The organism is Pseudoxanthomonas sp. 22568 (assembly GCF_052044485.1).
Taxonomy (GTDB): Bacteria; Pseudomonadota; Gammaproteobacteria; order Xanthomonadales; family Xanthomonadaceae; genus Pseudoxanthomonas_A; species Pseudoxanthomonas_A beigongshangi.
The window spans coordinates 1-23,235 of the sequence record NZ_JBQENC010000017.1 but is presented as its reverse complement, the minus strand read 5'-3'; the positions used below and the strand labels follow the sequence as shown (position 1 = coordinate 23,235).

23 protein-coding genes and 1 pseudogene are annotated in these 23,235 nt (G+C 67.3%); 4 read left to right on the top strand and 20 right to left on the bottom strand.

Annotated elements, in window-relative coordinates:
- Nucleotides 1–13 precede the first annotated feature (13 nt).
- The 11 genes from hslU to ACTJI2_RS17655 form a co-directional block, all read right to left on the bottom strand.
- Entirely contained in the window at nucleotides 14–1,378 is a 1,365-nt protein-coding gene (gene hslU, locus ACTJI2_RS17705) for an ATP-dependent protease ATPase subunit HslU (RefSeq protein ID WP_183639397.1), read from the bottom strand.
- A 104-nt stretch (nucleotides 1,379–1,482) separates the two neighbouring features.
- Nucleotides 1,483–2,034: an ATP-dependent protease subunit HslV gene (gene hslV, locus ACTJI2_RS17700; RefSeq protein WP_141455391.1), complete on the bottom strand. Its 552-nt coding sequence runs from the start codon at nucleotides 2,032–2,034 to the stop codon at nucleotides 1,483–1,485.
- 180 nt (nucleotides 2,035–2,214) lie between these two features.
- The gene (locus ACTJI2_RS17695) at nucleotides 2,215–2,511 is read right to left on the bottom strand and encodes a hypothetical protein (RefSeq protein WP_203323357.1); all 297 of its coding nucleotides are present in this window, start codon (nucleotides 2,509–2,511) and stop codon (nucleotides 2,215–2,217) included.
- 78 nt (nucleotides 2,512–2,589) lie between these two features.
- Nucleotides 2,590–3,546, bottom strand: coding sequence for a tyrosine recombinase XerC (gene xerC, locus ACTJI2_RS17690; RefSeq protein WP_192198077.1), 957 nt, complete (start codon nucleotides 3,544–3,546; stop codon nucleotides 2,590–2,592).
- Nucleotides 3,547–3,639: 93 nt separating this feature from the next.
- Nucleotides 3,640–4,320 (bottom strand): DUF484 family protein, encoded by a 681-nt coding sequence (locus ACTJI2_RS17685; RefSeq protein WP_425504705.1) that lies wholly within the window; start codon nucleotides 4,318–4,320, stop codon nucleotides 3,640–3,642.
- A complete protein-coding gene (dapF, locus tag ACTJI2_RS17680; RefSeq protein ID WP_440842892.1) occupies nucleotides 4,308–5,168 on the bottom strand; it encodes a diaminopimelate epimerase in 861 nt (286 codons plus the stop codon). Before dapF ends, ACTJI2_RS17685 begins: the two co-directional genes overlap by 13 nt.
- Nucleotides 5,165–5,413 (bottom strand): LPS translocon maturation chaperone LptM, encoded by a 249-nt coding sequence (gene lptM / locus ACTJI2_RS17675; protein WP_440842891.1) that lies wholly within the window; start codon nucleotides 5,411–5,413, stop codon nucleotides 5,165–5,167. Before lptM ends, dapF begins: the two co-directional genes overlap by 4 nt.
- Nucleotides 5,414–5,453: 40 nt before the next feature.
- Nucleotides 5,454–5,867: a YbaN family protein gene (locus ACTJI2_RS17670; RefSeq protein ID WP_141455385.1), complete on the bottom strand. Its 414-nt coding sequence runs from the start codon at nucleotides 5,865–5,867 to the stop codon at nucleotides 5,454–5,456.
- A 359-nt stretch (nucleotides 5,868–6,226) separates the two neighbouring features.
- The gene (locus ACTJI2_RS17665; protein WP_440842890.1) at nucleotides 6,227–8,347 is read right to left on the bottom strand and encodes a S9 family peptidase; all 2,121 of its coding nucleotides are present in this window, start codon (nucleotides 8,345–8,347) and stop codon (nucleotides 6,227–6,229) included.
- Nucleotides 8,348–8,511: 164 nt separating this feature from the next.
- Nucleotides 8,512–10,611 (bottom strand): prolyl oligopeptidase family serine peptidase, encoded by a 2,100-nt coding sequence (locus tag ACTJI2_RS17660; protein WP_203323353.1) that lies wholly within the window; start codon nucleotides 10,609–10,611, stop codon nucleotides 8,512–8,514.
- 101 nt (nucleotides 10,612–10,712) lie between these two features.
- A complete protein-coding gene (locus tag ACTJI2_RS17655) occupies nucleotides 10,713–11,036 on the bottom strand; it encodes a hypothetical protein (RefSeq protein ID WP_183639405.1) in 324 nt (107 codons plus the stop codon).
- 165 nt (nucleotides 11,037–11,201) lie between these two features.
- Between ACTJI2_RS17655 and ACTJI2_RS17650 the strand changes: the two genes are divergently transcribed.
- On the top strand, nucleotides 11,202–11,801 hold the full coding sequence (locus ACTJI2_RS17650; RefSeq protein ID WP_225562324.1) for a lipocalin family protein: 600 nt from the start codon (nucleotides 11,202–11,204) through the stop codon (nucleotides 11,799–11,801).
- A 326-nt stretch (nucleotides 11,802–12,127) separates the two neighbouring features.
- Here the strand turns inward: ACTJI2_RS17650 and ACTJI2_RS17645 are convergent, their stop codons facing one another.
- Nucleotides 12,128–13,099 carry a helix-turn-helix transcriptional regulator gene (locus tag ACTJI2_RS17645; protein WP_183639406.1) on the bottom strand — a complete coding sequence of 324 codons (972 nt, stop codon included), beginning with the start codon at nucleotides 13,097–13,099 and terminating at the stop codon, nucleotides 12,128–12,130.
- 143 nt (nucleotides 13,100–13,242) lie between these two features.
- Between ACTJI2_RS17645 and ACTJI2_RS17640 the strand changes: the two genes are divergently transcribed.
- The gene (locus ACTJI2_RS17640; protein WP_203323352.1) at nucleotides 13,243–13,923 is read left to right on the top strand and encodes a hypothetical protein; all 681 of its coding nucleotides are present in this window, start codon (nucleotides 13,243–13,245) and stop codon (nucleotides 13,921–13,923) included.
- Here the strand turns inward: ACTJI2_RS17640 and ACTJI2_RS17635 are convergent.
- A complete protein-coding gene (locus tag ACTJI2_RS17635) occupies nucleotides 13,920–14,051 on the bottom strand; it encodes a hypothetical protein (protein ID WP_255443159.1) in 132 nt (43 codons plus the stop codon). The genes ACTJI2_RS17640 and ACTJI2_RS17635 overlap by 4 nt on opposite strands.
- 168 nt (nucleotides 14,052–14,219) lie before the next feature.
- On the opposite strand from ACTJI2_RS17635, the gene ACTJI2_RS17630 reads away from it, so the two are divergent.
- Both ACTJI2_RS17630 and ACTJI2_RS17625 read left to right on the top strand, forming a co-directional pair.
- The gene (locus ACTJI2_RS17630) at nucleotides 14,220–14,837 is read left to right on the top strand and encodes a hypothetical protein (RefSeq protein ID WP_183639408.1); all 618 of its coding nucleotides are present in this window, start codon (nucleotides 14,220–14,222) and stop codon (nucleotides 14,835–14,837) included.
- 442 nt (nucleotides 14,838–15,279) lie between these two features.
- The gene (locus ACTJI2_RS17625) at nucleotides 15,280–16,002 is read left to right on the top strand and encodes a DUF481 domain-containing protein (RefSeq protein ID WP_183641243.1); all 723 of its coding nucleotides are present in this window, start codon (nucleotides 15,280–15,282) and stop codon (nucleotides 16,000–16,002) included.
- Between the two features lie 323 nt (nucleotides 16,003–16,325).
- Here the strand turns inward: ACTJI2_RS17625 and hemC are convergent, their stop codons facing one another.
- The 7 genes and pseudogenes from hemC to ACTJI2_RS17590 all read right to left on the bottom strand — a co-directional run.
- The gene (gene hemC / locus ACTJI2_RS17620; protein WP_440842889.1) at nucleotides 16,326–17,249 is read right to left on the bottom strand and encodes a hydroxymethylbilane synthase; all 924 of its coding nucleotides are present in this window, start codon (nucleotides 17,247–17,249) and stop codon (nucleotides 16,326–16,328) included.
- Between the two features lie 69 nt (nucleotides 17,250–17,318).
- Nucleotides 17,319–18,059, bottom strand: a complete 741-nt coding sequence (locus ACTJI2_RS17615; RefSeq protein WP_183639410.1) for a LytR/AlgR family response regulator transcription factor — start codon at nucleotides 18,057–18,059, stop codon at nucleotides 17,319–17,321.
- Between the two features lie 110 nt (nucleotides 18,060–18,169).
- A complete protein-coding gene (locus ACTJI2_RS17610) occupies nucleotides 18,170–18,853 on the bottom strand; it encodes an alpha/beta hydrolase (RefSeq protein WP_203323349.1) in 684 nt (227 codons plus the stop codon).
- 40 nt (nucleotides 18,854–18,893) lie between these two features.
- Nucleotides 18,894–19,865 carry an energy transducer TonB gene (locus tag ACTJI2_RS17605; protein ID WP_440842888.1) on the bottom strand — a complete coding sequence of 324 codons (972 nt, stop codon included), beginning with the start codon at nucleotides 19,863–19,865 and terminating at the stop codon, nucleotides 18,894–18,896.
- 101 nt (nucleotides 19,866–19,966) lie between these two features.
- The gene (locus ACTJI2_RS17600) at nucleotides 19,967–21,232 is read right to left on the bottom strand and encodes a serine hydrolase domain-containing protein (protein ID WP_440842887.1); all 1,266 of its coding nucleotides are present in this window, start codon (nucleotides 21,230–21,232) and stop codon (nucleotides 19,967–19,969) included.
- 64 nt (nucleotides 21,233–21,296) lie between these two features.
- The gene (locus ACTJI2_RS17595; RefSeq protein WP_440842886.1) at nucleotides 21,297–22,844 is read right to left on the bottom strand and encodes a serine hydrolase; all 1,548 of its coding nucleotides are present in this window, start codon (nucleotides 22,842–22,844) and stop codon (nucleotides 21,297–21,299) included.
- 164 nt (nucleotides 22,845–23,008) lie between these two features.
- Nucleotides 23,009–23,235: pseudogene (locus tag ACTJI2_RS17590) on the bottom strand (methyl-accepting chemotaxis protein); the annotation flags it as partial.

Genomic DNA, 23,235 nt, shown 5'->3' with positions numbered 1-23,235 from the left:
TCCACGAACGTAGTTACAGGATGTACCGGCTCAGATCCGGATCCTGCACCAGTTCGCCCAGGTGCGAGTCGACGTAGGCGCGGTCGATGGACACGGCCTGGCCGTCGCGGTCGGGGGCTTCGTAGCTCAGGGTATCGAGCAGGCGTTCCAGCACGGTGTGCAGGCGGCGCGCGCCGATGTTTTCCTGGCGCTCGTTGACCTGCGCGGCGATCTCGGCAAGGCGATCGACGGCGTCGTCGCTGAAGTCCAGCGCCACGCCCTCGGTCTTCATCAGCTCGACGTACTGCTTGGTCAGCGCCGCCTTGGGCTCGGTCAGGATGCGGATGAAATCCTGCTTGGACAGCGCCGACAGCTCCACCCGGATCGGGAAACGCCCCTGCAGCTCCGGAATCAGATCGCTGGGCTTGGCCAGGTGGAACGCGCCGGAGGCGATGAACAGGATGTGGTCGGTCTTGACCGTGCCGTACTTGGTGCTGACGTTGGAGCCTTCCACCAGCGGCAGCAGATCGCGCTGCACGCCTTCGCGGCTGACGTCGCCACCGCCGATGTTGTCACCGCGCTTGGCGACCTTGTCGATCTCGTCGATGAAGACGATGCCGTTCTGCTCGCAGGCTTCGATGGCCGCGGTGCGGATATCGTCCTCGTTGACCAGCTTGGCGGCCTCGTCCTCGATCAGCTGCGGACGCGCGGCCTTGATGGTCACGGTGCGCTTGTGGGTCTTGGCGCCGCCCAGGTTGGAGAACATCTGGCGCAGCTGCTGGCCCATCTCTTCCATGCCCGGCGGGGTCATGATGTCCACGCCGACATTGGCGGCCAGCTCCAGCTCGATCTCGCGGTCGTCCAGCTCGCCGTTGCGCAGCATCTTGCGGAACTTGATGCGGGTGTCGTTGTCCTGCGCCGACGGCTCGTTGCGCGCGGCTTCCGGATCGAAGCCGACGCCGACGCTGCGGCGCGGCAGCAGCGCGTCCAGGATGCGATCCTCGGCGCGCTCCTCGGCCTGGGTGCGCACGCGCACCTTGGCCTGCTCGCGATACATCTTGACCGCGGTGTCGGCCAGATCGCGCACGATCTGCTCGACATCCTTGCCGACATAGCCGACCTCGGTGAAGCGGGTCGCTTCGACCTTGACGAACGGCGCGTTCGCCAGCGTCGCCAGCCGGCGCGCGATTTCGGTCTTGCCGACGCCGGTGGGACCGATCAGCAGGATGTTCTTGGGCATCACTTCATTGCGCAGCGCCTCGGGCAGCTGCATGCGGCGCCAGCGGTTGCGCAGCGCGATGGCGACCGCGCGCTTGGCCGAATGCTGGCCGACGATATGCCGGTCCAGCTCCTGCACGATCTCGCGCGGGGTCATGGTGGAAGATTCGAGATTGGCCATGGGGGATTCGTGATTCGTGGGAAACAGGGAATGAAAGAGGACGGGAGGACCAGGATCCGGACCCGCTTCCGCGAATCCCCAATCCCGAATCCCCAATCCCGGAACTAGAGCTCTTCAACCACCACGTTGCGATTGGTATAGATACAGATATCGCCCGCGATGTTCAGCGCCTCGACCGCAATCGACTTCGCATCGAGCTGGGTGTGCGCCAGCAGCGCGCGCGCGGCGGACAACGCGTAGGAACCGCCCGAACCAATCGCGATGATGCCGTCCTCCGGCTCGATGACATCGCCGGTGCCGCTGATGATCAGCGAGGTTTCCTTGTCGGCCACCGCCAGCAGCGCTTCCAGCTTGCCGAGGCGGCGCTCGGTGCGCCAATCCTTGGCCAGCTCCACGGCGGCGCGCTGCAACTGGCCGTGCTTCTCGAGCTTGGCCTCGAACAGTTCGAACAGGGTGAAGGCGTCGGCGGCGGCGCCCGCGAAGCCGGCCAGCACCTGGCCATCGCGGCCCAGCCGGCGCACCTTGCGCGCATTGCCTTTCATGACGGTATGCCCCAGCGTCACCTGCCCGTCACCGGCCACGGCGACATGACCGTCGCGGCGGACCGAGATGATGGTGGTGGCGTGGAACACGTTGGGATTCTGGCTTGGGTCCATGGAGGCCTCCGGGGGGTTCTCCCTGAGGTGGGGACGCCCGGAGGCGGATCAAGCGTGACTTTTGGGGAAGGGCGTCGCCTCAGATCCTGTCCAGGGTTGCCGCGATTGCCTGTCATAGGCACCGCGCGCACCCAGCCCGTTCCCACCCCATGATGCCAAAGCGCCGCCCCGGCGAGCTGCTCAGGAAACAGCAATCCAGAATCCGACAACCAGCGCGATGGGAACTGGTGTCATCACCAATGTCAGCCCGAATGCCCGTCTGGCTCTCGCATCCGTGATACGCAGGAAAACACGTGAAGCCGTGAATGCAAGCAGTTCGTATGAGAAATCCCGCCAGGGATTGGGTACTTGCAATCGTGCTCTTTCGTCCAGCGCGACTTTACCTAGCCGCTTCCAGCCATAAAACCAGGCGGCGTAATACACCACCAAGTCGGCGGCCATGAGGATGATCCATATCTGCATTTTCATCCCGCTCATGACGCACATCCATTTCGACAAAACCTATTTTTCAATCAATTTTCATCGTGAAATGGCCGGCAAAAGCGGAGGCCAAGCTCACCGCTTCCGCTTCGCCCTCGGATGCGCCGCGTCATACACCTTCGCCAGATGCTGGAAATCCAGATGCGTGTAGATCTGGGTGGTGGCGATGTCGGCGTGGCCGAGCAGTTCCTGCACGCCGCGCAGGTCGCCGGAGGATTCCAGGATATGGCTGGCGAAACTGTGCCGCAGCATGTGCGGGTGCACGTGCTTGAACAGGCCCTGGCGCTGCGCCAGCTGCTTGAGCCGGATCTGCACGGCGCGCTGGGAAATCGGGCCGCCGCCGCGACCGGGAAACACATGCGCCTCGCTGGTGCCGCCCTGTTCGGCGCGCCACGCCTCCAGCGCGTTGCGCGCGTGGGAGCCGACCGGCACCTTGCGCTCCTTGCTGCCCTTGCCAAGCACGGTCACGAAGCCGGAAGCCAGATCCAGATCGCGCCAGCGCAGCGCGCACAGCTCGCTCAGGCGCAGGCCGGAGGAATAGAACAGTTCCAGCAACGCGCGATCGCGCAGGCCCAGCGGCACGTCGGTCGGCACTTCCACCAGTCGCGTCGCCTCGTCGGCGTCCAGCACCTGCGGCAGCTTGCGCGGCGCCTTGGGTGCGCGCAGTGCGGCGGCTGGGCTGGCGGCGATGCGCCCGTGCTTCAACAGCCATTGATAGAAGCTGCGGCAGGCCGACAGTCGGCGTTGCAGACTCTTGGGCGACAACCCGCGCCGGTGCTCGCTGGCGACGAAGCTGCGCAGTTGCTCGGTGTGCAGGCCGATCACGTCGGCGCCCTGCTCCGTGGACCACCCCGCGAGCGCGGTCAGGTCGCGGCGATAGGCATCCAGCGTATGCGCGGACATGCGCCGCTCGACCTGCAGGTGGGCAAGGAATTCCTCGACGACACCGACCGGTTCGTCAAGACCGGCTTCGCCCTGGCGAGTAGCCGGTGCGGGCTCGATATCCGACTTGTGTTGACGGTTCCTGCTCATCGACTGCCGCGCCAGCGTCCCGCGCAATGGATTCCAGCATACGCCGGAATGACGGATCGGAGAGTTGGACGAGGCGCCGGGACGCCTTGGTCCTCAGCCCTCGAACCGTTTCAGTGCCGTGGTCAGCGCCTCGCCCATCATGCGCAGGAACAGCGTGCCCATGCCCGGGTAGAAACGGTTGCCGTCCAGGCTGCCGACCGCCACCAGGCCCACGCCCGGCAAGGGCAGCAGGGCGGAAGACTGCACTTCCTCGGCACGGGCGGCGTATAGCACGACGTTCTTTTCCGGCTGCAGGCGGCCACAGATCGGCTCGCCGTCCTTCAGGCAATCGCGGAACGGCGCCAGGATGGCGTTGCCTTCGGCAATCACCTGCAACCATTCCGCCCCTTCCAGGCCGGCCACCGGCTTGAGCAGCACGATGCTGACGCGGTCGCCGTTGAAGTCCTCGGCCAGCGAGGCGGCCATCGCGCGCAGGGTGTCGGCGGCGCTGTTCTGCTTGAGCAACGACAGGGTCAGCTGGTGCGTGCGCACCGCCAGCCGCTCGTTTTCCTGCGCGTTGGCGAACAGATCGTTCAGGCGCTTGGACAACTCGCGGTTCTTGTCGCGCAGCACTTCCAGCTGGTAGCTGGCCAGCGAGGCGGTGCGACCATCGTCGCGCGGCACCACCATGCTCAGCGCCAGGTCCGGGAACTGCTTCAGGAAGGTGGGGTGGCGGCGCAGCCAGGCGGCGATTTCGTGGGCACCCAGCTTCTCGTTCTCGTTCATGCGTTCCATTCCCCTTCGAATACGAATGCGGTCGGGCCGGACATCACCACTTCGGCATCGTCCGCCGGCCATTGGATGTGCAGATCGCCGCCCGGCAGCGATACCGTCGCGGCGCGATCGATGCGACCACGCTTCATCAGCACCACCGCCGCGGCGCAGGCGCCGCTGCCGCAGGCCAGGGTCTCGCCGACGCCGCGCTCGTAGACGCGCAGGCGGATGCGGTCACGCGCAACCACCTCGGCGAAACCGACGTTGACCGACTCCGGAAACCACGTCGACTGCTGCAAGGCAGGGCCGACCTTCAGCACAGGCGCGTCGGCCACCGAGGCCACCTCGACCACCGCGTGTGGATTGCCCATGGACACCGCGCCGAAACGCAGCCGCAGATCCTCGTCCACTCGCACGTCGTACTCGTCCTGCACCTGTTCGAACCCGGCTAGCGGAATCCGCGCCGGCACGAACTGCGGCACGCCCATGGCGATGGCATAACGATCGCCGCCCAGGTGTTCCACGTCGTGCGCGGTCAGCGGGCTGTCGACCCGGAAGCGCTTGCCGCTGGCGACGCCGTCGCGCATCAGCCAGGCCGCCACGCAGCGCGCGCCGTTGCCGCACTGCTGCGAAGTGGAGCCATCCGAATTCCAGATCCGGTAGGACGCCACCGCGCCGGCGCTGCGCGGCGGCTCGATGGTCAGGATCTGGTCGCAGCCGACGCCGAAGTGGCGATCGGCCAGGCGCGCGGCCAGTTCGGGCCCCGGAGGCGGGATGTCGTCGCGCAGATCGAGCACGACGAAGTCGTTGCCCGCGCCGTGCATCTTGGTGAAGGAAATCATCGCCGAGGCCGGAGGCCGTGCGCTCATGGCGTGCTGGGCGGGTTGGCCGGCTCCGCGATGGGTTTGGCGGGCGGCGTCGCCGTGTCGGTCGAATCCGTCGAATCGGCCGGCGCGGTTTCGGTGCCTTCGGCAGCCGGTTCGACCGGCGCTTCGGCCGGGATCTCGGTCTCCGGCGCCGGCTTCTCCGGCAGGAACAGCGGACCCTTGGCGCCGCAGGCGGCGAGGAGCGCCATGGCGATGGCGGCGGACAGCAGACGGAGCGATCGGTTCATGCGGCGCAGTATAGCCAGCCGGGGATGAATCGGAATGGCGTCAGCGCGGCGGTTCCGGGCGGCGCCACAGCCAGGTCCCCACCGCCGCCATGCAGCCAATCGGCAGCAGCACCATCCACAGCCGGTGGGATCCGGCGATCAGCATCACCGCCAGCAGGATCAGCGCGCAGGCCAGCATCGCCCAGGTCGCCGCCCACTTGGCCCGGCGCGACACCGCGCCGTGGGCCTGCCAGTCGCGGATCATCGGCCCGAAGCGGGGATGCGACAGCAGGTAGTGGTGCAGGCGATCCGACCCACGCGACGCCGCATAGGCCGCGATCAGGATGAACACCGTGGTCGGCAGCCCTGGCACGAAAATGCCCAGGATGCCCGTGCCCAGGCTGGCGTAGGCCAGCAGCCACCACGCCCAGCGGAAGCGTCGCGAGGAAGCCGGCGGCGGCGTGTCGTCGTTCACCGGCACCTTTTACCGCATGTGGGCGCGCCGCGTCAGCCACCGAATGACGCATGCGGCGCCGTATCACATCATCCTTGTGAACCGGGCAGGCGCATCAACGTTCGATACCTGGTGCCGATCGGCCGATGTCATGGCGCCGGCTTGCCCCCACCCCAGCCCTCCCCCGCTCGCGGGGGAGGGGGCAGTACTATTTCCGTTGACAGGAAAACAAGTACGTCAGGAAAGCCCCTTCCCCCGTTTACGGGGGAAGGCTGGGATGGGGGCGCTCGATAAGGAAAATCACTCCATGAGCCAGGTACAAAAAAAGAGCCGGGCATGGCCCGGCTCTTCTGCAAGCATCGCGATGAAGCGAGAGCGGATTACTTGACCGCGGTATCCGCCCCGAGCTGATCCAGCACGAACGCGTAGTACTCCGACATTTCCTGGTAGCGGCGGAAGCGGCCGGACTTGCCGCCGTGGCCGGCTTCCATGTTGGTGCGGAACAGCACCGGCAGCTTGCCGGTGTTGACGTCGCGCAGGCGGGCGACGTACTTGGCCGGTTCCCAGTACTGCACCTGCGAGTCCCACAGGCCGGTGCCGACGAAGATCGCCGGATACGCATGCGACTTGAGGTTGTCGTACGGCGAGTAGGTGACGATATAGTCGTAGAACTCCTTCTTCTCCGGATTGCCCCACTCGTCGTACTCGTTGGTGGTCAGCGGGATGGTCGGATCCAGCATGGTGGTGACCACGTCCACGAACGGCACCTGCGAGACGATCGCGCGGTACTTGTCCGGCGCCAGGTTGGTGATCGCGCCCATCAGCAGGCCACCGGCGCTGCCGCCCATCGCGGCGACGCGATCCTTGGCCGCGTAGCCCTGCTTGACCAGCGCGTCGGTGACGTCGACGAAGTCATTGAAGGTGTTCTTCTTGTGCAGCAGCTTGCCGTTGTCGTACCACGCACGGCCCATTTCCTGGCCGCCGCGGATGTGGGCGATGGCATAGACCATGCCGCGATCCAGCAGGCTGACCACCGGGCCGCTGAAGCCCGGATCCATCGAGGCGCCGTAGCTGCCATAGCCGTACTGCAGCAGGGCGGCGGTGCCGTCCTTCTTGAAGCCGTTCCGGTAGACCAGCGACACCGGCACCTTGGTGCCGTCGCGGGCCTCGACCCATACGCGTTCGGTGGTGTATTTGGACGCGTCGTAGCCAATCACCGGCTGCTGCTTGAGCTGGCGGCGCTCGCCGGTCTTCGTGTTCAACTCATAGGTCGTGGCCGGGGTGGTCATCGACGTGTAGCTGTAGCGCAGCCAGTCGGTGTCGTGTTCGGAGTTGACGTCCAGGCCCATCGAATAAGCCGGCTCGTCGGCCTTCACGTACTCCTCCTTGCCGTCGGCACGCAACAGGCGGATCCGCTCCAGGCCCTCGGAACGCTCGCTGATGGCGGTGAAGCCGTCGAACAGTTCGAAGCCCTCGATGTAGACCTTGTCGCTGTGCGGCACCCACTCCTTCCACTGCTCGCGGGAAGTGGCGCCGTCGGGCGCGGTCATGATCTTGAAGTTCTGCGCCTTCCAGTTGGTGCGGATGACCCAGCGGCCGTCCAGGTGGTCGGCGCTGTACTCGACGTCGCGCTCGCGCGGCGCCAGCACGGTGAACTCGGCCGGGTTGGCGGCCGGCGCGCAGCGCGATTCGGAGGACACCGTGCTTTCCACGCCGATGCAGATGAACTTGTCGTCGCGGGTACGGCCGATGCCCATGTAGAAGCTGTCGTCCTCCTCCTCGTAGACCAGCACGTCCTGCGAGGCCGGCGTGCCGAGCACGTGCTTCTTCACCCGCACGGTCAGCAGGGTCTCCGGGTCGTTCTCGACATAGAACAGCGTCTTGTTGTCGTCGGCCCAGACCAGGTTGGGCGAGACGCCGGTGATTTGATCCGGGTACAACTCGCCGGTGGCCAGGTTCTTGAACCTGATGACGTACTGGCGACGGCCCACCGCATCCTCGGCGTAGGCGAGGATGCCGTTGTCCTGAGTGACCTCGTAGTCGCCCACGCTGTAGTAACCCTTGCCTTCGGCCAGCGCGTTGACGTCCAGCAGCACTTCCTCGGCCGCTTCCATGTTGCCCTTGCGACGGGCATGGACGGGATAGTCCTTGCCGGTCTCGAAACGGGTGTAGTACCAGTAGCCGCGCTCGCGGTACGGCACGCTGCTGTCATCCTGCTTGATGCGGCCGACGATCTCCTTGTAGATGGCGTCCTGCAACGGCTTGAGCGGCGCCATCAGCGCGTCGGCGTAGGCGTTCTCGGCCTTGAGGTAGGCCAGCATTTCCGGGTTCTTGCGATCGTCGTCGCGCAGCCAGTAGTACTCGTCATTGCGCTCGGCACCGAATGGCGCCTTGACCACGTGCGGCTTCCTGGCGGCATCGGGCGGCGTGAGGTCGGCGGCGGCGGAAGCGAAGGGAGCGGTCATCAGTACGGTCGCGAACAGGAAGGAAGTCGGTTTCATGGATGGGGTCCGTTCCGGCGGGATGCAATGGTGGGAGATCGGGGGTTGGCGACCGCAGTCGCCGGGCTTGCCCCCATCCGCCCTTCGGGCACCTTCCCCCGCGGGCGGGGGAAGGGAGCTGTTCGCCTTCCCTGCGAACGGGGAAGGCATTCACGCGCTTGCGGTTACTTGGCCAGTTGCTGCCACAGGAAGGTGTAGGCCAGCGCACTCATGTGCGCGGCCTGGGCGTTGTTGGCCGCGCCGCCGTGGCCACCTTCGATGTTCTCGTAGTAGCGCACGTCCTTGTTGGCTTCCAGCATCTTGGCCATCATCTTGCGCGCGTGGCCCGGGTGGACGCGGTCATCGCGGGTGGAGGTGGTGAACAGGGTCGCCGGATAGGTCTTGGCCGGATCAAACAGGTGGTACGGCGAGAAGGTCTTGATGTAGTCCCAATCGGCGGTGTCGGGATTGCCGTACTCGGCCATCCACGACGCGCCGGCCAGCAGGTGGCTGTAGCGCTTCATGTCCAGCAGCGGCACCTGCACGACGATCGCGCCGAACAGTTCCGGGTACTGGGTCAGCATGTTGCCCATCAACAGGCCGCCGTTGCTGCCGCCCTGGGTGCCCAGGCGGCTGGCGGTGGTGATCTTGCGCGCGACCAGATCCTGCGCGACCGCGGCGAAGTCCTCGTAGGCCTTGTGGCGGTTGGCCTTCAGCGCGGCCTGGTGCCAGCGCGGACCGTACTCGCCGCCGCCGCGAATGTTGGCGACCACGTACACGCCCCCCTTCTCCAGCCAGCCCTTGCCGACCGCGCCGGAGTAGGCCGGGGTCAGCGAAACCTCGAAGCCGCCGTAGCCGTACAGCAGGGTCGGGGTGTTGCCGTCCAGCTTCAGGTCCTTCGGACGCACCACGAAGTAGGGCACCTTGGTGCCGTCCTTGGAGGTGGCGAAATGCTGCTCGATGACGTCCTTCGAGGCATCGAAGAAGGTCGGCATCGTCTTCAGCTGTTCCGGCTGCTTGCCGATGTCGGCCAGCGACAGGGTGGTCGGGGTCAGGTAGTCGGTGGCGGTCAGCCAGACCGCGTCGCTTTCATCCGAATCGACCGCGCTGACGCCGAGGGTGCCGAACGCGGGCGCGCCGACGAATTCGCTCTTCTTCCAGCCGCCTTCGCCGGGAGTCAGCACGCTGAGCTTGTTCTTGACGTCCTCCAGGACGTTGAGCACCAGGTGGTGGCGGGTGAAGGTGAAGCTGGCCAGCGAGGTGCGGTCGGTCGGCTCGAACAGCACGTCGAACTCGCGCTTGCCGGCCATGAAGTCGTCGAGCTTGGCGACCAGCAGCGAGCCGGCCTTGTAGGTCTTGCCGCCGACGGTCCACGGTTCGCGCAGTTCCAGGGTCAGCCATTCGCGGAAGGCGCCCTTGTTGACCGAATTGGGCACGTCGATCTTGACCAGCTTGCCGTCGGCGCCGCGCAGGAAAAGTTCGTCGTTGTAGAAGGCCAGCGTGCGGCTGACGAAGTCGCGCTGGAAGCCCGGGGTGTCGTCATGGAAGGCGGCGATGTACATGTCGTCCGGCTTGCCTTCGTAGACGACGGTGGCGGCCGACAGCGGGGTGCCGCGCTTCCATTCCTTGACGATGCGCGGATAGCCGGAGGTGGTCATGCTGCCGTCGCCGAAATCGGTGAAGACATAGACGGTGTCGGCATCCTTCCAGCCCAGGCCGCCCTTGGCTTCCGGACGGTAGAAGCCGTCCTTGAGGAAGGTCTTGGTGGTCAGGTCGAATTCGCGGGTCTCGTCGGCGTCGGCGCCGCCGCGCGAGAGCGCAATCAGGCAGCGGGTGTAGTCGGGCTTGCGACAGTCGGCGCCGTGCCAGACCCAGTTCTTGCCCTCGGCCTTGTTCAGCGCGTCCAGGTCCAGCACGGTTTCCCACTGCGGCTGCGGCTTGCGGTACTCCTCCAGGGTGGTACGGCGCCACAGGCCGCGCTCGTGCTGCTTGTCCTTCCAGAAGTTGTAGTAGTACGGGCCGATCTTCTGCACGCCCGGAATCTTGGCGTCCGAATCCAGGATGGCCAGGATGCTGGCCTCCAGTTGCTTGAACTCCGGCGTGGAAGCGATTTCAGCCTCGGCCTTCGCGTTCTGCGCCCGCACCCAGTCCAGCTGTTTCTGGCCTTCCACCTCTTCCAGCCATGCGTAGGGGTCGTTGGCCACGTTGTTCTGCTCCTGGGCGTGGCCACTGACGGCAGCAGCGGCGAGGCCTGCCGCTAGGCAGGCATGGACAAGCTTGGACATGAAGGAAACTCCGGATTGCGAAGACAATTCCTTCACGCTAGCACAAGTCCGTGGCCGCCCTCCCCTGTCGAACGTCAGTGCGCGTCAGGCCCACGGACGGCTCAGGCCGCCCGCAACCCGGCGGTACGCGGCATCCGCGCCCGGCGCCGGGCCTGCGGACGGTTCCGCCGGCGTCCGGCCGCGTCGCGGCGCACCGGCCATTGCGGCAGGCGGAAGCGGTGCAGCGCCCACCAGGCCGCCAGCGGCATGCCGACCAGCCACAGCGGCGCCCATCCCAGCCAGGGAATCTGCCCGCGGGCCAGCGGGAACAGCAGCACCAGCGCCAGGCCGATCGCAACCACGCGGCGCAACAACCTTTCGAGCTGCGGGTCCGGCGCGCGGGAGGGACGGGCGTCGGCGGAAATCGAGTGGGCAAAGTCGCGCATGGCAGGGCTCCGATGGACAGGGCTCCAGCCTGCCGCGCCGCCTTCTCACGGATTGCGACGCGATGTATCCGTTCAGAGATTCTCGCCTTCATGCCGATATGCGATATTCGCCCTGCCCACCGTTCCGGCGGCGGGTTGTGACGATCCATCACCCAGGAGTCCCGCATGTCCCCATCGCTGTGCCGTCTTCGCGCCGTCCTGACGTGCGCCCTGATTGCCGCGGTGACCGCCTGTGCCAGCCAGAGCGAGACCCGATCGATGGGCCTGGAGGCACCGGTGCAGGCGACGGATATCGACCTGCCGCGGTTCATGGGCACCTGGTACGTGACCGCGCACATTCCCTATTTCGCCGAACGCGGCCACGTGACCGGCCGGTACGAGTACACCGCCCGCGAAGGCGACCGCATCGGCGTGCGCTATCTCCACCGCGAAGGCTTCGATGAACCTGAACAAGTTCGCGAAGCGCGCGCGTCGGTGAAAGGTGGCAGCGGCAACCGCGACTGGACCCTATGGTTCGTCGGCGTGGTACCCGCCAAGTTCCGCATCCTGGAAGTCGCGCCCGACTACTCCTGGGCGCTGATCAGCTATCCCGAGCGCGACCTCGGCTGGATCTTCTCGCGCTCCCCCGACATGGACGACGCGCTCTACCAGCAGCTCATCCGCAAGATGCGCGACCACGGCGTCAACGCACGCCAGTTGGTCCGCGAGCCGCAGCTGCCTTCGCAGGTGGGCAAACCGGGGTTTGCGGAACCGAAGAATCCCTGAGTCGGGAGTCGGGAGTCGGGAATCGGGAATCGGGAATCGGGAATCAAGCTGCGCTTTGCCTCCCCCTTGACCAGCCATTCGGCTGTTGAAAGCGTAAAAGGGGGACCGAGGGGGATTTGCTTTTGGCGCCAAGAGCAAGCGCTCCTCAACAGCCGAATGGCTGGTCAATCCCCCGTCGCCTTCGGCGCCCGCCCCCTTTTTCGCTTTCAACAGCCGAATGGCTGGTCAAGGGGGCTACGGGAGTTCGAGACATCTTTCCCGACAAGTGATACCCACAGCGAGTACCCGTAGAGCGGAGCTTGCTCCGCTGACCGAAACACTACCGCTCAACGCTTCCCGTAATTGGACAGCGCCAGTTCCAGCAGGGACTTGGCCTGCTCGCGCAGCACCGACGGTTCGATGATTTCCGCGTCCGCGCCGTAATGCAGGATGTCCATCAGCAATTCGCGGGAAACGCTGTAGGGCACCTTCAACTCGTAGCGGCCGTCGGGAAGGTGGCGCCCCTGCTGCTTTGAATGCCACTGCTCGTCGGCGACCCAACGCGCGGCCTTGGGGCTGAACAGGATCGTCGCCCATCCCTTCGGTTCACCGGAAAAGATGCCGTAGCTGGACGCCAGGTGCTGGTTGAGGTCGTCGTTGGCCAGATCCTGCGCCGCCTCTTCCAGCAGGCGCGCGCCGCCGATGCGATCCACCGCGAAGCTGCGCAGCGCCCTGCGCTCGTGGTCCCAGGCATCCAGGTACCAGTTGTCGCGGTAGTGGGTGATGCGCTGCGGTGACACGGTGCGGCGGGTGCGCTCGTCGGTGGAGCGGGCGCGATACTCGAACGCGAGCTGCTTGCGCTCCAGCACGGCCGAGGCGACGGTGCGGAAGCTGGCCTCGTCCAGCCGGCGTCCGCGATGCGGAATCACCCGCACCCGATCCACCGGCCACTGGGACACGCCCGCGTGATCGGCGAGCAACCCCTCGATGCGCTTCTGCAACGGCGCCAGCGCGCCGGACAGCACGCCGCCACCGGTGCGCACCAGCAGCTGCTGGGCCGCCAGCAGGGCATACAGTTCTTCCGAGCTCAGCCACAGGCCGGGCAGTTCGAACCGCTCGCCTTCGGCCGCGTCGTACCGGAAACCGGCCTCGCCGTCGCCCTCGATGGGCGCCATCAACGCGTCGCGCAGGTAGGCCAGATCGCGATAGACGGTGGCGCGCGAACAACCGAGTTCCTCCTGCAGGCGCTTGACCGTGACCGGGTAGCGCGAGGCCTTCAGGATGCGATGCAGGGCGGTGATGCGTTCGATCTTGTCCATGCCATGATTATGGCCGAGCCGTGGCCGTTTTCGACGCCCGGTTCGCGTTGGCATCGATAGGGTCCCGGGGCGTGAACGCGCCGCCCGGACTCCCCCAACGCACGGACCCAAGCGGCCGCCGTTCCCACACCCGGAGTTCCACCATGTTCCCCAGCCGCGTGTCGCCTCCCCGACCATCCCGATTCCTTCCCTTGCTGCTGGCGACGGCTGCCCTGGCCCTGGCCGCGGCGTGCTCACGGCAACCGGAACCGGCCGCGACCGGAACGCCCGCCCCCGGACCCGACGCCGCGCGCGCCCCGGCGCCCGCGGCGCCGGCCGTGGATGCGCTGGGCGAGGTCACCGCGTCGATGGAGAAATTCCTGGCGGCGCGCAGCTTCCACGCGGTGATGACCGTGGAGGGCAGCCAGCCGATGCAGAACGAAATGGACTTCGTCGCACCAGACCGCTACCGCATGATCATGCCGGTCGGTACCCAGGTGATCATCGGCGACACCATGTACATGGAAATGCACGGCCAGCAGACCAAGGTGCCGATTCCCGAAGGCACCGTCAGCCAATGGCGCGATCCGATGAAGATCCGCGAGAACCGCAGCGGCCTGTCGGCCGAGTTCCTGGGCGAGGAGGATCTCGCCGGCCAGCGCGCGCGCCGTTATCGCGTGCGGCATACCCAACCCGAGCCCGGCGAGTTCCTGTACTGGATCGATCGCGAGGGGCGTCCGCTGCAGCTCCAGCACAGCGGCGAGACCGCCAACGGCGGTCCCTACACCATGACCCTGGCCTATTCGCGCTTCAACGATCCCACCATCACCATCGAGTCGCCCTAGACGGTCGCGGCCGATCCCCCGGCCGCGTGATCGCGCTGCGCCAGATACTTGCCGAACGCGTAGCCGGAACCGGCGATGGCGCAGGCCAGCGCCACCAGCAACAGACCGATGAGGATTTTCCTGGGCATGGCGGATACCTGCGCTTTCGGGACAAGGTCGTGTCGCCGGCATGTTGTCGCGGCGGTGCGGGGACCGGAAAGTTCCGAAAGTCACATCGAACGAAACACCCCCACGTCTAACTCCCGTTTAACCCGCGCGCGGCCACACTCCAAGGCCGGGAAGGGAGAGCGACAAGGTTGTCCGAACGCATCAGGCACCATGGCATTGCCATCATCGTCGTCATTGCACTGCATGCGCTAATGATCGACCTGCTTTTGCGGCAGCCGGCATCCCTGGCCTCGATGGCGGGCGATGGTTCCGTTCTGCGGCTCCGCTTCTGGCCACGCGAAGCGCCGGCCATCCCATTCATTCCTGCCAACAGTGCGCCGACAAGGGCACCTGCCGTACCCGCCGACGCGGCTTCCCCGACCGCTCCCCGTCCAACCACAAATAAGGTTCCCGTCTCCGTCCAACCACCTGCCGGTCCCGCCTCCGCGGCCGATTTCCTGGCGCAGGGTGCCGCGTGGGCGCGGACGGGCGATCCGGTGCCGGATTTCGGCAGCAATCCGCTGCGTCAACGTCGGACCCGGTTGCCCGGCGGGGAGCAGCCGGGGCGATTCGTGATGCGCCGTTCGGTCAGCCCGGAGCAGGTGGTGAAGTTCATTGGCGAGTTGTTCGCCGGCCCCGGCTACGACACCGATCCCTGCCGGCGCATCCGCCACAACGTGGACAGCCTGATGACCGACCTCAGCGACCAGGGGCGCGAGCGGCTGGGCTGGGAACTGGATGAATACGCATTCCGATGCATGCGCTGAACCTTCTCCGTCACATCGGTGTGCGAAAACGTGAAACGCACCTGATCCGGGGGCGTCCAGACGCCACAAATGTGAATGAAAGCATGGCAGAATCGGTCACGAATCTGAATCCAAACAATCACTTGCCTTGAGGCTGGATGTTCGGATTGTTATCCTGTAACCGTTTTCAACGTTCACATGGCGACGACGCCGGAATCGCGTCCCCCGCCCGCCGAGGCCTTTCATGCCCCGTCCCAACCTGCTTGCCCTGTCCCTTTCCCTGCTGTGCCTGGCCGGCGCGCCGCTTGCGCATGCGCAGGAAAGCAACCCGCAGGTCAACAACCTGAAGACGAGCACCCAGGCCACCGGCGCGAAAGCCAAGGCCGGCGGCGCGGTGACCCAGAAGGAATCCCTCGCGGTCAGCCACAAGGGACCGCCACTGCCGGTGCCGCCGCCGCGCCCGATGGCCGAAGCGCCGGCCGAGCCGCTGCAACCCAGTTCCCCATGGAGCGGCGGCGGCGAACTCGGATTCGCCTCGGCCCACGGCAACAGCACCACCGAAAGCCTCAATGCGCGCCTGGATCTGAACTACGCCGATGGCGGCGCCTGGAAGTACAGCGGCAGCCTGTCCGGCCTGCGCGCCAGTTCCGAATACAAGTCGACCCAGCCCGACGGGACGATCAAGCGCGATCGCCGCACCACCGCCAACCGCTACACGCTCACCGGCAACGGCGCCTATCGCACCGATTCGCGCGGCACGGTCAATACTTCGCTGCGCCATGAGGAAGATGATTTCGGCACCTTCAGCCGGCAGACCTCGGTCAGCGTCAGCTACGGCAACCGCGTGGTCGACAACGAGCGCGCGCAACTGGATCTGCAGGTCGGCCCGGGGTTCCGCCGCGCCTACGACACCCTGGAAGAGCGCAACGAATCCAGCATGATCGGCCGCGGCCTGGTGGACCTGCGGGTTTCGCTGAGCGAGAACACCGAACTGGTCAACAAGCTGCTGGTGGAATCCGGCGAGTACAACACCTTCGCCCAGAACGATCTCGGCCTGTCGGTGACGATGAACTCGCACCTGGCACTGAAGGCCGGCTGGCAGGCACGCCACAACAGCGACGCCGCCGAGAACCTCAAGCGCACCGACACCCTGACCACCATGAACGTGGTCTACAAGTTCAAGTAGAGCGGAGCTTGCTCCGCTGTCCGGATACCCTGCTTCGCCAATCGCGGTGTCGACGGGGCCTGCTTTTTCCATGCCAGGTCTATCGGTACGATCGGTAGCCGCCTTTGTATCTCTTCTCGCCCCGCCATCCGGCTGCTGAGAAGCAAAAAAGGCGAGCGGGTGAACTTGCCTTCCCCACTCCAGCAGGCAAATCCCCCGTCACCCGCTGGCGCGGGCGCCCGCCCCCTTTTTCCAAGGGGGCTAACGGCTTTTACCTCCCCCTTGACCAGCCATTCGGCTGTTGAGGAGCGCTTGCAAAAGGGGGACCGGGGGGGATTTGCTTTTCAGGCCAGCGCAGCATCCAGCAGATCGCCGGCGCCATCCGCCAGCAACCGCGCGGCAATCGCCTTGCCCAGTTCTTCCGGAAACCGCGACGCGCCGGTGCCGTCGGCACGCACCGCGCGGCCATCCGCCGCCGATCCCACCAGGCCATGCAGGTGCAGTTCGGCGCCGTCGGCCGAAAGGGTCGCGAAGGCCGCCACCGGCACATGGCAACTGCCATGCAACGCGCGGTTCATCGCCCGCTCGGCTTCCACGCAACAACGGGTATCGGCATCGTCCAGCGCGGCGAACAGTGCCATCGTCGCCGCGTCGTCGTCGCGGCATTCCACCGCGACCGCGCCCTGTGCCGGTGCCGGCAACCACGCCGGCGGCAGCAGGCGCGCGCGGATGCGCGCGTCGAAGCCCAGCCGTTGCAGGCCAGCGCAGGCCAGCACGATCGCGTCGTACTCGCCCGCATCCAGTTTCGCCAGGCGGGTGTTGACGTTGCCGCGCAGGTCCCGCAGTTGCAGATCCGGCCGGCGCGCGCGCAGCTGCGCCTGCCGGCGCAGCGAGGACGTGCCCACGATCGCGCCCTGCGGCAACGCGTCCAGATCCGCATAGCGGTTGGAAACGAAGGCGTCAGCGGCATCGGCGCGCGCCAGGATCGCGGCCAGCGCGAACGGCGGCTCCAGTTCCATCGGCACGTCCTTGAGCGAATGCACCGCGCAATCGGCTTCGCCGCGCAGCATCGCCAGTTCCAGTTCCTTGAGGAACAGGCCCTTGCCGCCGATCGCCGCCAGCGAGCGATCCAGCACCTCGTCGCCACGGGTGCTCATCGGCACCAGTTCCACTTCCAGGTCCGGGTGGGCGGCGCGCAGGCGTTCGGCGACGTGTTCGCTCTGCCAGAGGGCGAGCGGGCTCTTGCGGGTGGCGATGCGGAGTTTCATCGGCGCATTATCCCGCACACCGCGCCGGTGGGCACGGTCCATCGGGCAACCGGCGCCCCGAAGGCGGCGTCAGAGATGCTTGACCGTCTCGCGCAGGCCGGCCACGCAGCGGCGGCTGACTTCCAGCGGGGCCTTGCCGTGGCGCAGGATGGCCTGGACATGGCCGTCGCCGGCACGCTTGAGTTCGACCAGTTCGTGCCGCGCCACCAGGCAGTTGCGGTGGATGCGCACGAAGCGGCCGTTGAATTCCTCTTCCAGCGACTTCAGCGATTCCTCGATCAGATCCTCGCCGCGGGCGTGGTGGACCACCACGTACTTCTCCTCGGCCTGGAGGTAATGCACTTCCTCGATCGGAATCAGCCGCAGGCTGCCGCGCATCCGCGCGCACAGATGGGTACGGACCTGGCGCGCCGGACCGGGATCCTGCGCGCCGCCGCCGTTGGCGCGGCCGGCGATGAACATGCGCGCGCGCTCCAGCGCCGCCGCCAGGCGTTCGGCCCGGATCGGCTTCATCAGGTAATCGATTGCCGCGGCCTCGAAGGCGGATAGCGCATGCGCGTCGTAGGCGGTGCAGAACACCACCGCCGGGCGCGGATCGAAGGCGGCCAGATGGCGCGCGGTTTCCAGTCCGTCGACACCGGGCATGGCGATGTCCAGCAGCACCACGTCCGGCTTGTGCTCGGCGCAGGCCTGCAAGGCGCCCACGCCGTTCTCGGCCTCGGCCACCACTTCCACGCCGGGCTGTTCGGCCAGCAGTGCGCGCAGGCGCTCGCGGGCCAGCGGTTCGTCGTCGGCAATGACCACCTTCACGGCACGGGCTTCCTCACGTTCGAACGCCAGGGACGTCCTCGCCGATGGTAGCCCCCGTCGTTGCGGACGTCATCCATGGCGAAGAATCGCGATTTCTCGCGGATTTCTCCCTACAACGCGAAAACGCGCGACATCCAGTCACCGAGATCGCGGATTTCCTCGGCGCAGACCTGGTGGGCCATCGGATAGCGGTGCCAGTCCACGGCGAATCCCATGGCCTGCAGGGCCTGCGCGCTGCGTTCGGCATGGATGAGCGGGATTACCGGGTCGCCGATGCCGTGCGCCATGAATACCGGTTGGCGCGTCGCGGCCGCGTCGAGATGGCGGTGGGCCTGGTCGATGCCGGGCAGGTAGGTGGACAGGGCGATCACGCCGGCCAGCGGTTGGCCGCGGCGCAGCGCGGCCGACAGGGCGATCGCGCCACCTTGCGAGAAGCCGGCCAGCAGCAGGCGTTCCGGGGCGATGCCACGGGCCAGTTCGCGCGCGATCAGGGCCTCGACCTGGACGATCGAGGCTTCGATGCCATCGGCCTCGGCACGGGTGGCGAAGTCCATGCCGACGATGTCGTACCAGGCGCGCATGCGCACGCCGTTGTTGATGGTCACCGCGCGCACCGGCGCGTGCGGGAACACGAAGCGCAGCGCGGGCCAACCCGGACGTACCAGTTCCGGCACGAGCGGCGCGAAATCATGGCCATCGGCGCCCAGGCCATGCAGCCACAGCACGGACCAGGCCGGCGCGGCGCCGGTTTCCTGTTCGACGGTTTCCAGCAGTTCGGTGGTGGTGTCGTTCATGCCGTCATTGTCGCCGCAGCGAACGACGGGTGCCAGCCGGCTATTGGGGCGGCAGGCGGAACCGCACGGTGCGCTGCCACGACTGCGCGCGTCCGGTCGCCTCGAAACGCCAGCGCGAGGCCACCGCGACGGCGGCCGCGTCGAACACGCCCTGCGGCCGTGCTGCGGTCAGGCGCACGTCGCCGACGCTGCCGTCGGGACGGATCACGAACGCCAGTTCCACCTCGCCCTCCACGCGATTGCGCAGTGCCGGCAACGGATAACGCGGCTGCGCGTCCTGCAGCAGGCGCGGCGAGGAGGAGCTTGCGGCCGTGCGCGCGGGCGCGGCTACCGGGCTCGCCACCGCCGCGCGCGCGGGCTCCGGCGGGGGAAGCGCTGGTGCAGGCGGCGGCGAAGCCATCGCGGCGTTGGGGGTTTCCGATGCGGTCGGGCGAGGTACCTGCGCCGGCGCGGACGCGACGGGCGCGGAGGTCGGCGCAGGGCCCTGCGATCGGCCGCCCTGCGGCGAGATGTCCTGCGGCGGGAGGCGCGCTTGCGTGTCCGCGGTGGCCTGCGCGGGTTCGGGCGCCGCCGGCAGCGCCGCCAAGCCGGCCTGCAGACGCGGCAGGGCCGGCGCCTGCGGATCCAGCCGGCGCAACAGTTCGAACAGGCGCGCGGCCTCGGCGCCGTCGCGGCGCTCCAGCGCCTGTTCGGTGGCGATCAGCAGATACGGCTGGATTTCGGTCAGCGCGGCACGGATGGCGGCGTCATCGGGACGCCGCACGCGCGCCGCCAGGTAGAACTCCACCGCGTTGTCGCCGGCCGGCGCGTACAGGCGGTTCGCCTGTAGCGCTTGGCTGGCCAGGCGCTGCAGTTCGCTGTTGTCGATGACGCCGTCCGGCGACACCGGCGGCTGCGTGGCCACGGATACGATCGCCGGCGCCTTCGCATCGGGCGCGGCCACGGGCGGCGCGGGTTGGCAGGCGCCGAGCGCCAACAGAACGGGAAAGATCCGGTAACCGCGTGATTTCATCGTGAGACTGCCCCCTGAGCGGGCGGCAGAGTACGCGACCTGGATGACGGAACCGCGTCAAAGCGATGATCCGGCGCGGTTCCGGCGCATCGCTCCGGCGATCACAGATCGAAGGCGAGCATGTCCCGGCCGGTGGCCGCGCGCACGATGCGCTGGTAGACGCCCGTGCCGCCGCCACCATTCGTCATCACCACCAGTCCGCGCCGTCGATGCGGATCTCCGACGGTGAAGGTCTTGTAGCGACCCGCGTTGGCGCCGCCGTGGAAGAACCAGCGCGCATCGCCGTCGATGCGCTCCAGGTTCCAGCCCAGACCCTTGTCCAGCCAGCCGGCGCGCAACGGCATCTGCGGCGCCAGCATCGCCTGCCGCGTGGTTTCAGTGATTGCGCGCGGCGGGCCCGCATCCGGACGCATCACATGGGCAATGAAACGCGCATAGTCCTGCACCGGCCCGCGCAGGCTGGCGGCGGCATTGGCGAGCAGATCGCCGGGCCAGACGAACATGCCCGTGGGCGCGACGGCCTGCGCCCGCGGCAGCGCGCGCACCGCATCCTCCCAGACCCACTCGGGCAACGGCTTGCCCTGCGCTTCGGCGATGGGTTGCAGCAGCGACCATTGGCTACGGAAGGTCTGCACGACCGGTGTCGCGCCAGGCGCTGGCTGGCCCGTCACCGAGTGCCGCGCCGCATGCGCGTTCCAGGTATAGGTGCTGTCGCGCATGCCGGCCGGTTCGAATAGGTGCCTCCGCGCCAGCCGGTCCAGGCTTTCGCCGGTCACCGTCTCGGCGACCCGCTGCAGCCAGAAGAATGCCTCGCCCGAATAGTTCACGCCCTTGCCGGGTTCGGCCAGCGTGCGCAAGGGTTCGCGATCCGGATGTTCGCGCCAGTTCGGCAGGCCGCTGCTGTGGCGCAGGACGTCGCGCACGGTGATCCGATCCAGGCGCGGATCGTCCTTGGCCAGGTAGTCGGGGCGGTGGTAATGCGCCAGGGTCCGGTCGAGTTGCAGCACGCCCGCATCGACCAATTGCAGGGCCACGTAGGCGAATACCGGTTTGCTCAGCGAGGCGCATTCGAACACGCTGTCCGCGTCCACCGCCGCGCCGCTGCCCACATCGGACACGCCGAACGCGCGGTGCCAGGCCAACTCGCCCTCCTCGACCACCGCGATGCCCACGCCGGGCACGCCGAACGCGCGCATCCATTCGGGCAGGTCGGCGAGGAAGGCATCGGAGGGAATCCACGGATGATCGTAACGGGCCGCGTCCGCCGCGCGCAGCGGCGGCGATCGCAGCGCCGCCATCGCCGCGCAGGCCGAAGCGGCCACCAGGAAACCACGCCGGCCCATCCGGCCGGCAGCACTTTCGCGCATCTGCATCGCTCCCCGTGGTCAAGGGACCGATTGGATATCAGTCCGCACCGCCGGGCAAGCGGATTCAGTGCGTGGCACGCGTCCCGGCCGGCGACGGCGCGCCCAGCGCGCGCAGTTGCTCCACCGCGTTGCGGTTGGCCGGATCGCGTTCCAGCGAAAGGCGGTAGTTGCGGATCGCCGCCTCGCGATCGCCGCTGATCGCATAGGCCTCGGCCAGCGAATCGAAGGTGTTTCCGCTTTTCGGATACAGCACGGTGTTGAGCTTCAGCACCTCGATCCCTTCCCTGCGCTGGCCGTCGGTCACCAGCCGGTAGCCCCAGGTGTTGAGATCGTCCTCGCGCAGTTCGTAGTCCGGATCCTGCCGCTTGAGCCCGGCGACGATGGAGACACCTTGATCCCAGCCGCGCGCGATCAGGCCACGCCGCAGCGCCTTGACGTTGCGCGGCAGGCCGCCGCCGTTGGCCACGCTGAAATCCGGCAGGTAGAACCCGGCGATCTCGTCGATGAATTCCTCCGGGTTGGCGCCGGCCAGATTGGTCAGCACCACCACCGACAGCCCATCCCGCGGATAGACGAAGAACGCCGACCGGCGGCCACCGATGCCCGCCACCGCCGGATGGTCCTCGCGGTCGATCAACGGCCAGCCCGATGCCCACGACGTGAGCCGGCCATCGTTGAACCGGCCCGGCGCCCACAGGTCACGCAGATGTTCGCGGTCGAGCAGGCGGCCGTCCTGCAGGGCGATCAGCCAATGCGCGACGTCCTCGGCGCTGGCGTTGATGCCGGCACCGGTGCGCAGCATGGCCGGGAACTCGTCGAACGCATGCTGCAACGCGCCGGCGGCCGGCGAGGTGGCGCCGCCCGGATAACGGTAGGGCTGCGCGCGACGCGGCGTGACGTCGCGCGAGTCGCCGAAGCCGGCGTGGCGCATGCCGGCCGGCGCGAACTGGCGTTCGGCGATGAAGCGGGTGAACGGAACACCGCCCAGCGAATCGATGATCCGGCCCAGCAGGACATAGTTGGTCTGGTTGTAGCGATAGGCGCTGCCGGTGGGGAACGCCATCGGCAGTGTACGCACCGTGTCCCAGGCCGATTCCTCGCCGCCTTCGCCCACCAGCGAGCCGGTACCCTGCGCGCGCGGCGGCACCAGGATGTCGGGCAGGCCGGACGTGTGGTTGAGCAGTTGCCGCACCGTGATCGCCTGCCACTCGCGCGGCAGATCCGCCAGGTGGCGCGACACCGGATCGTCCAGCGACAGCTTGCCGGCCTGCGCCAGTTGCAGGATCGCCACGCCGGTGAAGGTCTTGGTGGCCGAGTTGATCGAGAACACCGTGTCCGGCGTCACCGCCACGTCGTCCTGCAGGTTGGCCTTGCCGTAGCTGCGGGAAAAAACGATGCGACCGTCGCGGATCACCGCCACCTGCATGCCGGGGATGCGCCGGTTCTGCATTTTCGTCCGCAGGTAGTCGTCGAGCCCGGCCGGCGCCTGCGCCGGAGCCGTGGCACTGGCCTGCCTGTCGCCACCGCCGCCGGTGGCCGGCAACTGCAGTGAACCGGTCGATATCTGCCACAGGGTCATCAGGGCGGCGAACAGCAACGGCAGGGTTTTCATGCGCTTCCGGTCCTTTTTGCGCTCCGCATCCGGCGGGCGACGTCCTGTTTCGATGCCGCGTGCGCGCGGAGGGTTGAAGCAGGGGCGAAGAAAGAGGCGGGCCGGACCTTCCGTCCGACCCACCTTTCCCGGGATGCGGCAAACGCGGGAAGCGTCGCAGCCAATCAGGGCGCGAGTACGCGCCGGCCGGCCTCGGTAACCCAACGGCGTACCTCTTCACCGGCGGAGCCGGCCAGGCGGAACACCGACACCGCCTGTTCCAGCCCTTGCGCCTGCTGCCGCAGATCGCCGGCCGTGGCCGCCACCTCTTCCACCACCGCCGCGTTCTGCTGGGTGGTCTCGTCCATCTGGGTGATGGTCTGGTTGACCTGCTCGATGCCGGCGGACTGTT